Consider the following 13,391-nt stretch of genomic DNA (forward strand, 5'->3'; position numbering starts at 1 on the left):
GCCCCGGGTACCCGTACCCGCCGGTCGGCGGCCCGGCCCCGCGCCGCAAGCGCGGCGGCCTCGTCGCCCTGATCGCCGCGGTCGCCCTGGTCGCCGGCGTGGCCGGCGGTGCCATCGGCGCAGCGGTCAGCGGCGGCGACAGCTCGGACGGCACCAGCCGGACGAGCACCACCGTCAGCGTCAGCGACAGCCGCAAGGTCACCGACCGCGCCCCGGACTCGGTCGCCGGCATCGCCGCCAAGGCGCTGCCCAGCACCGTCACCATCAAGGCGCAGGGCTCGCAGGAGTCCGGCACCGGCACCGGCTTCGTCTTCGACACCGAGGGCCACATCCTCACCAACAACCACGTGGTCGCCCCGGCGGCCTCTGGCGGCAAGCTCACCGTGAAGTTCTCCGACGGCTCGTCCTACACCGCCTCGGTGGTCGGCCGTGCCCAGGGCTACGACGTCGCGGTGATCAAGCTCGACAACCCGCCGAAGGACAAGCTCGTCCCGCTGCCGCTCGGCGACTCCGACAAGGTCGCGGTCGGCGACGCCACCATCGCCATCGGCGCCCCCTACGGCCTCGAGGGCACCGTCACCACCGGCATCATCAGCGCCAAGGACCGCCCGGTCGCCTCCGGCGACGAGACGGGGGCGCAGGCGTCCTACATGAACGCCCTGCAGACCGACGCCTCGATCAACCCGGGCAACTCCGGCGGCCCGCTGCTCAACGCCTCCGGCGCGGTGATCGGCATCAACTCGGCGATCCAGTCCAACACCAGCGGCAACGGCCGGGCCGGCTCCATCGGCCTCGGCTTCGCGATCCCGATCAACCAGGCCAAGTGGGTCGCCGAGACACTGATCAAGGACGGCCAGCCGGTCTACGCGATCCTCGGTGTGCTCCGCAACGACGACTACAAGGGCGACGGCGCCCAGATCCAGACCAACGCCGTCCAGGGCACCCCGGCCGTCACCCCGGGCGGCCCCGCCGACCAGGCCGGCCTGAAGCCCGGCGACGTCATCACCAAGCTCGGCGGCATCCCGATCGACAGCGGCCCGACCCTGGTCTCCGAGATCTGGACGCACAAGCCGGGCGAGAAGGTCGAGGTCGAGTACACCCGCGACGGCAAGGCCGCCAAGACCACCGTCGTCCTCGGCGAGCGCAAGGGCGACAACTGACCCCGCCCGGGGTCACCCGGCCCCGGAAACGGAGTGCACCGAACCCGCTCCGACCCGTTAGGCTGACCTCCGCCAGGAGGGTTGCCCGAGCGGCCTAAGGGAACAGTCTTGAAAACTGTCGTGGCCTCTGGTCACCGTGGGTTCAAATCCCACACCCTCCGCGTGTGAGGAAAGAAGTACCGGCTCAGGGCGGGTACCGGCTACGGCCGGTGCCCGCCCTCTGCGTTGGGCGGGGGCGGGGGCGGCCCCCGTTCGGGTCGTCCGCGTTGCCCGGGGCGGGGCGGGGCCGTCGGATGGAGGTGTGCCGTGCCCGTACCCGGTGCCGCGGAGCGTGCCGGGCCGACGACAGGAAACCGCTGCCATGTACGTCCGCACCCTCTACGCCACCGGCGACCCCGCCCGGATCGACGAAGCGCTCGACGCGCTCCGCGCCGAGGCCGTCGGCCTGCTCACCGACCGTCCCGGCTACCGCGGCTACGGCCTCTTCGCCGACCGGACGGTCGGAAAGATCGCCATGGGGTCCTGGTGGGAGAGCGAGCAGGCCCAGCAGGACAGCGACGAGGCGCTGAAGGCCCGCCGGGCCGCCCTGCTGGCGCCGTTCGCGGGCACGGTCACCGTCGACGTGTGGGAGGCCGCCGCCTTCAGTCCGCCGGCCCCGGCCGCGCCCGGCGCGGGCTTCCGGATGGTCCGTGCGGACATCGACCCGGCCCGGATCGACGACCTGGTCGAGCGGTTCCGCACCACGCTGCTGCCCGAGATGGGCCGGCTCGACGGCTTCGTCTCCGGCACCCTGCTGGTGAACCGCGCGGAGGGCCGCTCCTCGGTCGGCACGATCTTCCGCGACCGCGCCGCGCTGGAGGCCTCGCGCGCCCCGCAGGCCGCCCTGCGGGCCCGGAACGTCCCGGCGGCCGGGGTGACCGTCCGCAGCCTGGAGGAGTTCGAGGTGGTCCTCCTGGACCGGCCGGCCGACCACGGCTGAGCCCGCCCGCTCCACCGCACCGGCACTCCTGACCGCCCGTCAGGGGTGCCGATCGGTGTTCGCGCACCGTCCTTGCCGCGCCCGCCCGACGGGGGCAGAGTGCAGAGCGGACGGACGTGCGAGAGACGGAGGCTGCCGTGGGTGATCTGGTCGACCGGCTGGTGTCGGGGCTCCCGGAGGCGGCGGTCGCCGTCGATCCGGACGTGGTCGCCTCGTACGCCCACGACATGGCCGGGTTCTGCGAGGCCGGGTCGCCGGCCGTGGTGGTCTTCCCGGAGACCGTCGAGCAGGTCCAGCACGTGCTCCGCACGGCCACCGAGCTGCGGGTGCCGGTGGTGCCGCAGGGCGCCCGGACCGGGCTGTCCGGCGGGGCGAACGCCGTGGACGGCTGCATCGTGCTGTCGATGGTCAAGATGAACCGGATCCTGGAGGTCGATCCGGTCAACCGGCTCGCCGTCGTCGAGCCGGGCGTGGTGAACGCCGAACTCTCGCGGGCCGCCGCCGGCCACGGCCTCGCCTACCCGCCGGACCCGTCCAGCTGGGAGTCCTGCACCATCGGCGGCAACATCGGCACCGGCGCGGGCGGCCTCTGCTGCGTGAAGTACGGCGTCACCGCCGAGTACGTGCTCGGCCTCGACGTGGTGCTGGCGGACGGCCGGCTGCTGAGCACCGGCCGCCGGACGGCCAAGGGCGTCGCCGGGTACGACCTGACCCGGCTGCTGGTCGGCTCCGAGGGCACCCTCGGCGTGGTGGTGCGGGCGGTGGTCGCCCTGCGGCCCGCCCCGGCCCCGCAGCTCGCCCTGGCGGCGGAGTTCCCCAGCACCGAGTCGGCGAGCGCCGCCGTGTGCGCGGTGATGGCGGAGGGCCACGTGCCCTCGCTGATGGAGCTGATGGACGCGACGACCGTCCGCGCGGTCAACGCGATGGCCCGGATGGGACTGCCGGAGTCGACCCGGGCGCTGCTGCTGGTCGCCTTCGACGGCCCGGCCAAGGAGGCCGAGCTGGCCGAGGTGGCCCGGCTGTGCCGGGAGGCCGGCGCGAGCGAGGTCGTCCCGGCCGAGGACCAGGCCGAGTCGGACATGCTGCTGGAGGCCCGCCGGCTCTCGCTGCCCGCGATGGAGCGGCTCGGCACCACGATGATCGACGACGTGGCGGTGCCGCGCTCCCGGCTGGGCGAGATGCTCGACGGCGTCGCCGCGATCGCCGAGCGCCACCGGCTGACCATCGGCGTGGTCAGCCACGCCGGGGACGGCAACACCCACCCGGTGGTGATCTTCGACTCCGCCGATCCGGACGAGACCGCCCGCGCCCGGGCCTCCTTCGACGAGATCATGGCGCTCGGGCTGGACCTCGGCGGCACGGTCACCGGCGAGCACGGCATCGGCCTGCTCAAGCGGGAGTGGCTGGCCCGCGAGCTCGGTCCGGTCGGGTTGGAGCTCCAGCGGCAGATCAAGGCGGTCTTCGACCCGCTCGGCATCCTCAACCCCGGCAAGGCCCTCTGAGGACCTCGCCGGGCGGGGCGTGCGGATGCTCCCGCGCGCCCCCGGCGGACGCGGCAGGTGTGCGGTGAGCTGAGGACAACCGGCTCGACATCACGCTAAAGGGCGAAAAGGGTACGTCGAGCTATGCCTTTGTCGATTTGTTGCGGGAGTCTTCTCTCCGGCGGGCCCCGCCGACGAACCCGGCCACGGAGGACATGCATGGGGAGCTTCACCGCGCCGCACCGGATCTGCGCACCGGGGGCCGCCGCGGACTGAGCCGGTCCTCCCGGACGGCCGAGCAACACGGCCGCACCACCCGTCGGCGGGGGCGCCGAGCGGGGGAGCGGCCCGCGGCGCCCCGGGAGGACACCGGACACCAGGGCGCGGAAAGGGTCTCCGAAGCCCGACGGGCGGGCGGTGCCGAACCACGGCACCGCCCGCCCTCCTGCATTCCGTCCGTCCTCCGGGCGGGTGGGCCGCCGCCGGCGCCGTGCGGTCAGCGGCGCACCGTCAGCGGCGTGCCGTCAGGGTGGCCCCCACACTGGCCGCGACCACGCAGCCGATGCCGGCCAGCTGCACCCCGCCGAGCAGCTGCCCCAGCACGACCAGCCCGACCAGGGCGCTGACCGCCGGGTCCAGGCTCACCAGCACGCTGAACACTTGCTGCGGCATCCGCCGCAGGGCGGTCATCTCCAGCGCGTACGGCACCACCGGGAAGAGCAGTGCCACCCCGCCGACCGCGAGCAGCAGCAGGGCGGGCGAGGGCGCGGCGGAGAGCCCGTGCCAGGCCGGGGCCGCGCCGAAGGGGGCGACGGCCAGCGCGGCGACCGTGAAGGAGACGGCCAGCCCCTCGAAGCCCTTGAACACCGCGCCCACCTTGTCGGTGAACAGGATGTACCCGGCGTAGCAGGCGGCCGCGCCGAAGGCGTAGCCGAGGCCGACCGGGTCGAGGGCCGCGCCGCCGGAGCCCTCGCCGAGCAGGGTGAGCAGCACCACGCCGCCGGCCGCGAGCAGCGCCCACAGCAGGTGGCTCGCCCGGCGGGACAGCGCGATGGCGACGGCGAGCGGGCCGAGGAACTCGATGGTCGAGGCGGTGCCCATCGGCAGCCGGTCGGTGGCGCCGGCGAACAGCAGGGTCATCCCGGCGGACGCCAGCCCGAGCAGGACGGCCGAGACCAGGTCGCGCCGGCTGCGGCCGCGCAGCCGCGGCCGGGTGACGGCGAGCAGGACCACCGCGGCCACGGCCAGCCGCAGGAAGGTGGCCCCGCCGACGCCCAGCACGCCGAACAGCGACTTGGAGGAGGCGATGCCGAGCTGGCAGGTGACCATGGCCGCCACACACAGCAGCGGCGCCGGGATCGATCCCAGGCGCCGCTGCGGGGTGGTGGTCCGTTCGGGACGGCCGGCCGGTGGCCGGTGCCGTTCGGTACGGGGGGTGCCCGTCCCCCCGTCCGGGGGTGCAGCGGCGGCGGGGCCGCGTCGTCGCCAACCACCGCGCTCGCCGGCGGGCTCGCCCTTGGGGGAGGGCGGCATGGCGAAGGCGTCGGCGACGGCGTCGCCGGTGGGAGCCGTGCGGAGCGGCTCGAAGGTGTTGGCAGCGGACATGCCGCCGAGTCTGACGTAAGGACTCACCTGGCCGCAAACCCGTTACCACTATGCGGGACGGGCCCACCGGTCGGGTGAATCGGCGGCCGGGCGGCGCGCGCCTGACCCGGGAGTCCGACGATCCGTCAGTACGACTGTGGCGTGCGCTCCTTGGGAACCGCCGCGCTGGCCGTGGCCACCTCCGTCCTGCTGCTCGCCACCGCCGGCGTCCCCGCGGCCTCGGCCGCGCCGCCCCCGGCGGCCTCCGCCGCGCCGCTCCCGGCCGCGCCGCGGCTGACCCGCACCGTGCTGGCCGACCCGGCCGCCGGTCCCGCCGCCGGCGGCCGGCTGCCCGCCGGCGAGCTCTACCAGGGCCCCGGCTTCGACGCCTGCACCGCACCGCCGCTCCCCACCATGCAGACCTGGTGGGACGACTCCCCGTACGGCGCGGTCGGCATCTACGTGAGCGGCTCCCAGCGCGGCTGCACCCAGTCCCGGCTGACCGCCGACTGGGTGGCGCAGTCCCGGGAGATGGGCTGGCGCTTCGTCCCCACCCACGTCGGCCTGCAGGCGCCGTGCAGCACCAACGGCAGCAAGCCGCGGCACATCGACCCCGCGCGGGCGGTGGCCCAGGGGCAGCAGGAGGCGGCCGAGGCCGTCGTGGCGATGCGCGCCCTGGGCTTCGGCGACGGCAGCCCGGTCTACCTCGACATCGAGGCGTACCCGCGCGGCGACAGCCGCTGCAGTCAGGCCGTGACCGACTTCGCCGTCGGCTGGACGCAGGCCCTGCACGCCGCCGGCCACCTCGCCGGCTTCTACTCCAGCGCCGAGTCCGGCATCGCCGACCTCGCCGCCGCGGCGCGGGCCGGCAGCTCCCCGCTGCCGGACGCCGTCTGGTACGCCCGCTGGGACGACCACGCCAACACCACCGACGGCGCGGGCGCCCTCAACCCCGAGCTGTGGACCGACCACGGCCGGATCCACCAGCACCGCGGCAACGTCCAGGAGTCCTACGGCGGCAACGCCCTCACCGTCGACCGCGACGAACTCGACTCGCTCGTCGGCTGAGGGCACCGTCCCGCCCGGCTCAGCCCCGGTACGGCGGGGTGATCCCCCAGTCCCAGTGCGGCGCCGGAGCCTCGGGCAGCGGCGGCGGGTTCGGCCCGGAGTAGAGCACCGCCATCCGGGTGCCCCACTCCAGGTAGTGCGCCAGCACCGCGCGGAACTCCGGGTCGTCCGGCAGCCCCACCTCGTCCGCGGTGTCGGTGAGCAGCGCGATCCACCGGCGGCGCTGCTCCTCGGTGATGCCCCGGCCGAGGTGCCGGGAGGCCATGTGCCGGTGCCCGCCGTACTCCGAGGTGTACCGCGGCGGGCCGCCGAACACCTCGCCGAGCCAGGCCGCGACGTGCTGCGCGTGGGCCGGGTCCTTCCCGGCGAAGACCGGTGCGAGCAGCTCGTCCTCGTCCACCCGCTCGTAGAAGCGGGTGAACAGCCGCTCCAGCGCGGGCGCCCCGCCCGCCCAGGTGTAGAGCGTCGGCGTCGATCCGCCGCGCCCGGCCACCGGCGTGGCCTCCTCCACCGACAGCCCGGCCGGCTCCGCGTACGGCGCGAGCGCCGCCACCAGGGCTCCGCCCTCCGGGCTCTCCCAGAACTCGCGGCGCCCCTCCTCGGAGGTCCAGCGGATCCGCAGCCCGTACCCGTCCGGGTCGCCGGCCGAGCGCTCCAGCGCGTAGTCGACGCACCCCCCGGCGCCGCCCAGGCCCGCCACCGCCCCGCGGCAGGCGGCTTCGAACGCGGCGCGGTGCTGCGGCCCGGCGAGCCGGTACCGGATGTACTCGATGGTCATGGGACGACTGAAGCGCGGGCCGTCGGCGGGGGCAACCGTGCCGTCGCCCGGCCGGCCCCGGAGACGCTGGTCTCAACTCCGCCACGGATGCTGACACCGGGCCCCGGCCGGGGAAAGAATCGGCACGTCAGCGGCGACTACTTGCGAGTAGGCGCCCGCGAGACCCACCACCGGTCAAGGAGGACCCGCGTGTTCAGCACCATGCAGGACGTACCGCTCACCGTCGCCCGGATCCTGGCGCACGGGTCGACCGTCCACGGCCGCTCCACCGTGACCAGCTGGGACGGCACCGGCCCGGTGGTCCGCAGCTACGCCGAGGTCGGCGCCCGCGCCGCACAGCTCGCCCACGCCCTGCGCGACGAGCTCGGCGTCACCGGCGACCAGCGGGTGGCCACCCTGATGTGGAACAACGCGGAGCACCTGGAGGCCTACCTCGCGGTGCCGTCGATGGGCGCCGTGCTGCACACCCTCAACCTGCGGCTGCCCGCCCAGCAGCTGGCCTACATCGTCAACCACGCCGCCGACCACGTGGTCGTCGTCAACGGCAGCGTGCTGCCGCTGCTCGCCGGCGTGCTCGGACAGCTCGCCGACACCCTCCGGCACATCGTGGTCAGCGGCGAGGGCGACCGCTCGCTGCTCGACGGCTTCGCCGGCACCGTCCACGAGTACGAGGACCTGATCGCCGGCCGCCCGACCGACTACCCCTGGCCCGCGCTGGACGAGCAGCGGGCCGCCGCGCTCTGCTACACCTCCGGCACCACCGGCGACCCCAAGGGCGTCGTCTACAGCCACCGCTCGGTCTACCTGCACTGCCTGCAGGTCATGGCCGCCGACAGCTTCGGCCTCACCTCCCGGGACACCGCCCTGCCGGTGGTGCCGATGTTCCACGTGAACGCCTGGGGCGTGCCGCACACCGCCTTCATGTCCGGCGCGAACCTGCTGATGCCCGACCGCCACCTCCAGCCCAAGCCGCTCGCCGAGATGATCGACCGGGTGCGGCCCACCGTCAGCGCCGCCGTCCCCACCATCTGGACGGGCCTGCTCGACGAGCTCGACGCCGGCTCCTACGACACCTCCAGTCTGCGCATGGTGGTCATCGGCGGCTCCGCCTGCCCGCCCGCCCTGATGAAGGCCTTCGAGGACCGCCACGGCATCGACGTGGTGCACGCCTGGGGCATGACCGAGACCTCCCCGCTCGGCACCTTCTCGCTGCCGCCGGGCGGCCTCACCGCCGAGGAGGAGTGGCCCTACCGGCTCACCCAGGGCCTCTTCCCGGCCTCCGTCGAGGCCCGGCTGATCGGCCCCGGCGGCGAGCGGATGCCGCACGACGGCCGCGCCGCCGGCGAACTGGAGGTCCGCGGCCCGTGGATCGCCGGCGCCTACTTCGGCGGCGCCGGCCGCGACCCGGAGCGCCCCGAGGACAAGTTCAGCGAGGACGGCTGGCTGCGCACCGGCGACGTCGGCACCATCACCGCGGACGGCTACCTCACCCTCACCGACCGGGCCAAGGACGTCATCAAGTCCGGCGGCGAGTGGATCTCCTCGGTCGAGCTGGAGAACCACCTGATGGCCCACCCGCAGGTCGCCGAGGCCGCCGTGGTCGCCGTGCCGGACGAGAAGTGGGGCGAGCGCCCGCTGGCCACCGTCGTGCTGCGCCCCGGCGCCACCGCCGACCTGCGCGAGCTGCGCGCCTTCCTGGCCGAGCGGGTCGCCTCCTGGCAGCTGCCGGAGCGCTGGTCGATCGTCGAGGCCGTCCCGAAGACCTCGGTCGGCAAGTTCGACAAGAAGGTGATCCGGGCCGACTACGCCGCCGACCGCCTCGCGGTCACGCTGCTCGGCAAGGAGTGACGGACGGGCTCCTCTCCCACTGCGGGAATACCCCTGGGGGGTATAGCGTTCCGTCTGGCGGAACCCGCGAGGGGAGAGGAGCCCGCACCATGGAGCACCACCCGCACCACCCGACCGAGCACCACACCCACCCGCACCACGAGCACCAGCACCACGCACACGGTCACGGGCAGCAGGCCGCCGGCCGCGACTCCGGCTGGTCCACCGCCGTCCGGGCCACCCTGCACTGCCTCACCGGCTGTGCCGCCGGCGAGATCCTCGGCATGGTCGTCGGCACCGCCCTCGGCCTGCACACCGGCGCCACCGTCGCGCTCTCGGTCGCGCTGGCCTTCGTCCTCGGCTACGCCCTCACCATGTACGGGGTGCGGCGGGCCGGCCTGCCGCTCGGTGCGGCCCTGAAGGTCGCCCTCGCGGCCGACACCGTGTCGATCCTGGTCATGGAGCTGATCGACAACACCGTCATGGTCGCGGTGCCCGGCGCCATGGACGCCGGACTCGGCAGGCCGCTGTTCTGGGCCTCCCTGCTGTTCTCCCTGACGGTCGCCTTCGCCCTCACCGTGCCGGTCAACCGGTGGCTGATCTCCCGCGGGCGCGGCCACGCCGCGGCCCACGCCCACCACTGAGCGGGCGTCAGCCGCCGGCGACCGTACCGGCCTCGGAGAGCGAGCCGATCCGGCCGAGCAGGTCGACGATCCTGGACTGCACGTCCTCGGTCGTCGACCGTTCGGCGAGGAACAGCACGGCCTCGCCCGTCCGCAGCCGCGGCAGGGCCTCCCGGTCCAGGCCGTCCGAGGTGTAGACGACCAGCGGGGTGCGGTGCAGCCGGTCGTTGGCGCGCAGCCAGTCCAGCAGGCCCAACTGGCGGCGCTCGATCCGCTGCAGGTCCATCACCACCAGGTTCGGCTGGACGCTGCTGGCCCGGGCCACCGCCTCGTTCTCGTCCGGAGCGTGCTCGACGTGCATGCCGCGCCGCTCCAGGCTGGCGATCATCGCCCCGGCGACGTCCGGGTCGGACTCCACCAGCAGCACCCGCGGGGCGTGGTTCTCGCTGTCCCGCGGGGCCAGCGCCCGCAGCAGCACCGCCGGGTCGGCGCCGTACGCCGCGTCCCGGGCCGACAGCCCGATCCCGGCCGTGACCAGCACCGGCACCCGCCGGTTCAGCGCGGCGGTGCGCAGCGACTCCAGCGCCGTCCGGGTGATCGGCCCGGTCAGCGGGTCGACGAACAGCGCGGCCGGGAAGCCCGCCACCTGCGCGTCGACCTCCTCCCGGGAGCGCACGATCACCGGCCGGTAGCCGCGGTCCTGCAGCGCCTGCTTGGTGGAGGCGTCCGGCTCGGGCCACACCAGCAGCCGCCGCGGGCCGCCGTCGATCGCCGGCACCAGCACGGTCGGCTCGTCGGCGGGGACGGGCGCCGCCCCGGCCGGGGCCAGCTCGGACAGCGGCCGAGGAGGCGTCCGCAGCTCCAGCGCGGCCGGCGCGGCGGGCGCGGCCGGCTCCACGGGCCGGGTCGGCGCGGGCAGCGCCGGCAGCTCGGGGGCACCGGACCGGCTGCCGTTCACGGCGGCCTCCGGCTGCGGGAAGGCACTGGGGAAGGCCGCGGCGAAGGCGCTCTGCAGCGGCCGCGGCGGGCTCAGCTCGCCCAGGCCGGTGCCGACCGGCTGCGGCTGCGCCGGGACGGGGACGGCGGGCTCGGGCACGGCCGGGCGCACCGGTTCGAGCTCCGCACCCGTGGCCGGTGCGGCGGCGGTCGGCACCGGCAGGGCGTCCGCGGACTGCTGCTCCGGGGCGGCGTCGGCCACGGCCGGCTTCGGCTCGGCGGGCACCGCGAGCCGCCGGCGCGGCGCGGCCCCGGGCGGGCTGCGGCGGGGGGGGCCCCGCGACCCGCCGGCGGCGGCCGGTCGGCTGCACGGGCGGCGCGGCCCGGACGGGCGGGCCGGCCGGCAGGGCGTTCTCCAGACCCGGGTAGACCGGCATGCCGGGCTCCGGCACCCCGGGCAGGGCGATCGCGCCGGCCGGGGTCTCGTCGGGCGCGGCCCGGCGCCGCCGCCGGGACGGCCGGGACTCCTCGGCGGGCACGGCATCCGACGAGCCGTCAGCCGCCGGGCGGGCGGCCGGGCCCAGCGGCACGCCGACCGGCGGGGTGTCGCCCCCGCCGACCCGGTCGGGACGCTCCGGAGCCTGCTCGGCCGGGGCGACCGCCATCGGTCCGAGCGGGACGGGCCCGCTGCGGTCGTGGTCGGCGGGCTCCTGCGAGCCGCGCCCGACCGGCCCGGCCTGGCCGTTCTCCCGCCGCTCGGCCGGCCGCACCTCGGGGAGGTCCGGCAGCATCGCGGTGTCGGTCTCCTTGGGCACGCTCGGCCGGCCGGCCGCCCCCCCCGGCCCGCCGCCGGGTCGAGCGGCAGCTCGACCACGTACGTCGTCCCCGCGCCGGCGGGCAGTTCGTGCCGCTGCAGCACGCCGCCGTGCCGCTCGACCGTGCCGCGGGCGATCGGCAGGTGGACGGGGCTGGACTGCCGGGCCGGTCCGCGGACCTCGATCCGGGCGACCTCGCCGCGCTGCGCGGCCGCGACCACCACCATCGGGGCCTCCCCTCCGACCGGCGGCAGGGCGGGCACGCCGAGGGTGGGCGACGCGCCCGTCCCGGGCGCGTCCAGTGACGGCGTGATGCCGCTGACGTCGGCCACCAGGTGGGCGAGGGCGCGGGCCAGCCGCTCCCGGTCGGCGGTCACGTCCACCGCGGCCGCGTGCACCGAGTAGCGCACCCGCCCGGGGCCGACCAGCTCGCCGGCGTGCTCCACGGCACGCTGGACGACCGCGTCCAGCCCGACCGGCTTGCGCTTGAGCTGCTTGCGCCCGCTCTCCGCGTCGGCCTCGAAGGCCTGGTGGGCGAGCACCCCCTCGATCAGGGTGCCGAACCGGCGGCACTCGTCGGCGAGCCGGCGCAGCGTCCAGTTGGCCTCCGGCCACAGCTGCCCGGCCGGGTCCGCGGCGAGTGCGTCGATCCGGCGGTGCAGCGCGGTGAGCGCGTCGCCGAGCTCCGTCTCCAGGACGGCGGTGAGGTGCTCGTTGCGGGCGACGAGCGCGAGCTCCTTCGTCCGGTCGGTGAACGTCATCACCGCGCCGACCAGCTGCTCGCCGTCCCGGACGGGGGCGGTGGTGAGGTCGACGGTGACCGGCCTGCCGTCCTTGCGCCACAGCACGGCGCCGCGCACCCGGTGCTTGCGCCCGGACAGCAGGGTGTCCATCAGGGCGGAGCCCTCCTGGGCGAGCGGGGTGCCGTCCGCCTGGGAGTGCTGGACCAGCGGGTGCAGCTCACGGCCGCCCAGCTCGCTGGCCCGGTAGTCGAGGATGTGCGCCGCCGCCGGGTTGACCAGCACCACCCGGCCGTCGAGGTCGACGCCGAGCACGCCCTCCGCGGCCGCCCGCAGGATCATCTCGGTCTGCTTGTGCTGCCGCCGCAGCTCCGCCTCCACGCCGAGGCGCCCGGACAGGTCGCGGACGAGCAGCAGCAGCAGGTCCTGCCCCGAGCCCTCGCGGTACGGGTCGTAGGGGACGTAGCCGCGGCCCTCGGCGGCGGCACCGTCGTCGGTGAAGTCGTTGCCGGACACCTCGACCGGGAAGGTCCCGCCGTCGGTGCGCCGGGCGGTCATCCGGACGGGCCTGTCCAGGCCCTCCGCCTCGGTGGTGGCCGGGCGCATCGAACCGGGGATCCGGCTGGGGTCGAACTCCGGCAGGAGGTCGAGCACGCCCCGCCCGACCAGGGAGGTACCGGGGGCCTGCAGCGCCTCCACTGCGGCCTTGTTCGCGTCCACCACGGTGCCGTTGCTGTTCACCAGCAGCAGCGCGTCGGGCAGTGCGTCGAGTATCGCGGCGAGGCGAGCAGCGCCTCGGGTCGGCCTGCTGCTCACGTCGACAGGTCTCCTCACGGCTTGGGCCACGTCGGCGGGGCTCGCCGGCTGGTTGTCACGGCGGGCGCTCGCGGCTCGCGCTCTCCTCGGGCCCCGGCAGTATCTCATTGTTCTTTGCGCTGTGGACGACCCGCCTAGTAACGTTGTCGGTGGTTGGTGTCGGGCCCGTGGGCTGTGGCATCATCACTTGCGCACGGAGTGCGTCCGGGGTTCCGGTCGTGGTCCGGGTGGAGGAGGCTTCGCCTAGTCCGGTCTATGGCGCCGCACTGCTAATGCGGTTTGGGCCTTAAAGCCCATCGAGGGTTCAAATCCCTCAGCCTCCGCCTCGTGAGAGCCCCGTCGGCAACAGCCGGCGGGGCTCTCTGCTTGTCCGGGGACTGCCCGGGGTCGCTCCGGGGTTGGCCCGGGGTCGGGCCGAGGGGTGCCCCCGGGGCCGTCCGCGGCCGGTTCCGGAAGGGCCCGGGGAGGCGCCGCGGGCGCCCGGGATCAATCGATTTCACCCCCGGTCGACGGTCATGTAATGTTGTCCCCGCACCGCCCCGGAGGCCAGCCGCCAGGGCGAGCGCTCATAGCTCAACGGATAG

Annotated in this window: 9 protein-coding genes and 3 tRNA genes (1 of these 12 running past the window's edge); 9 read left to right on the top strand and 3 right to left on the bottom strand. The window is 75.3% G+C overall.

Going from position 1 to position 13,391, the window contains the following annotated elements; translation table 11 throughout:
* The 4 genes from ABD353_RS19740 to ABD353_RS19755 all read left to right on the top strand — a co-directional run.
* A partial coding sequence (locus tag ABD353_RS19740; protein WP_344624969.1) for a S1C family serine protease occupies positions 1 to 1,160 on the top strand: 1,160 nt, incomplete at its 5' end.
* A gap of 75 nt (positions 1,161 to 1,235) precedes the next feature.
* Positions 1,236 to 1,321, top strand: a tRNA-Ser gene (locus tag ABD353_RS19745).
* A gap of 200 nt (positions 1,322 to 1,521) precedes the next feature.
* Positions 1,522 to 2,139, top strand: coding sequence for an antibiotic biosynthesis monooxygenase (locus tag ABD353_RS19750; protein ID WP_344624970.1), 618 nt, complete (start codon positions 1,522 to 1,524; stop codon positions 2,137 to 2,139).
* A gap of 137 nt (positions 2,140 to 2,276) precedes the next feature.
* Positions 2,277 to 3,641, top strand: a complete 1,365-nt coding sequence (locus ABD353_RS19755; RefSeq protein WP_344624971.1) for an FAD-binding oxidoreductase — start codon at positions 2,277 to 2,279, stop codon at positions 3,639 to 3,641.
* A 489-nt stretch (positions 3,642 to 4,130) separates the two neighbouring features.
* Here ABD353_RS19755 and ABD353_RS19760 read toward each other — a convergent pair whose 3' ends face one another.
* The gene (locus ABD353_RS19760; protein ID WP_344624972.1) at positions 4,131 to 5,225 is read right to left on the bottom strand and encodes an EamA family transporter; all 1,095 of its coding nucleotides are present in this window, start codon (positions 5,223 to 5,225) and stop codon (positions 4,131 to 4,133) included.
* Positions 5,226 to 5,366: 141 nt separating this feature from the next.
* Between ABD353_RS19760 and ABD353_RS19765 the strand changes: the two genes are divergently transcribed.
* On the top strand, positions 5,367 to 6,272 hold the full coding sequence (locus ABD353_RS19765) for a DUF1906 domain-containing protein (RefSeq protein ID WP_344624973.1): 906 nt from the start codon (positions 5,367 to 5,369) through the stop codon (positions 6,270 to 6,272).
* Between the two features lie 19 nt (positions 6,273 to 6,291).
* Here the strand turns inward: ABD353_RS19765 and ABD353_RS19770 are convergent, their stop codons facing one another.
* Positions 6,292 to 7,050, bottom strand: a complete 759-nt coding sequence (locus ABD353_RS19770) for a group II truncated hemoglobin (RefSeq protein WP_344624974.1) — start codon at positions 7,048 to 7,050, stop codon at positions 6,292 to 6,294.
* 189 nt (positions 7,051 to 7,239) lie between these two features.
* Between ABD353_RS19770 and ABD353_RS19775 the strand changes: the two genes are divergently transcribed.
* Positions 7,240 to 8,898: a long-chain fatty acid--CoA ligase gene (locus ABD353_RS19775; RefSeq protein WP_344624975.1), complete on the top strand. Its 1,659-nt coding sequence runs from the start codon at positions 7,240 to 7,242 to the stop codon at positions 8,896 to 8,898.
* An 89-nt stretch (positions 8,899 to 8,987) separates the two neighbouring features.
* A complete protein-coding gene (locus tag ABD353_RS19780; RefSeq protein WP_344624976.1) occupies positions 8,988 to 9,521 on the top strand; it encodes a DUF4396 domain-containing protein in 534 nt (177 codons plus the stop codon).
* 7 nt (positions 9,522 to 9,528) lie between these two features.
* On the opposite strand, the gene ABD353_RS19785 is transcribed toward ABD353_RS19780, so the two are convergent.
* Positions 9,529 to 12,807: a hybrid sensor histidine kinase/response regulator gene (locus tag ABD353_RS19785; protein WP_344624977.1), complete on the bottom strand. Its 3,279-nt coding sequence runs from the start codon at positions 12,805 to 12,807 to the stop codon at positions 9,529 to 9,531.
* A 232-nt stretch (positions 12,808 to 13,039) separates the two neighbouring features.
* On the opposite strand from ABD353_RS19785, the gene ABD353_RS19790 reads away from it, so the two are divergent.
* Together ABD353_RS19790 and ABD353_RS19795 are read left to right on the top strand one after the other, a co-directional pair.
* Positions 13,040 to 13,130 (top strand) — tRNA-Ser (locus ABD353_RS19790).
* A 239-nt stretch (positions 13,131 to 13,369) separates the two neighbouring features.
* A tRNA-Arg gene (locus ABD353_RS19795) sits at positions 13,370 to 13,391 on the top strand (it continues 154 nt past the right edge of the window).

The sequence above is a fragment of the Kitasatospora arboriphila genome, from assembly GCF_039528095.1.
Classification (GTDB): domain Bacteria; phylum Actinomycetota; class Actinomycetes; order Streptomycetales; family Streptomycetaceae; genus Kitasatospora; species Kitasatospora arboriphila.

Bases quoted from the DNA above. Each gene is read 5' to 3' on its own strand.
- ABD353_RS19750 (WP_344624970.1), top strand. From the start codon at position 1,522: ATGTACGTCCGCACCCTCTACGCCACCGGCGACCCCGCCCGGATCGAC.
- ABD353_RS19760 (WP_344624972.1), bottom strand. From the start codon at position 5,225: ATGTCCGCTGCCAACACCTTCGAGCCGCTCCGCACGGCTCCCACCGGC.
- ABD353_RS19770 (WP_344624974.1), bottom strand. From the start codon at position 7,050: ATGACCATCGAGTACATCCGGTACCGGCTCGCCGGGCCGCAGCACCGC.
- ABD353_RS19780 (WP_344624976.1), top strand. From the start codon at position 8,988: ATGGAGCACCACCCGCACCACCCGACCGAGCACCACACCCACCCGCAC.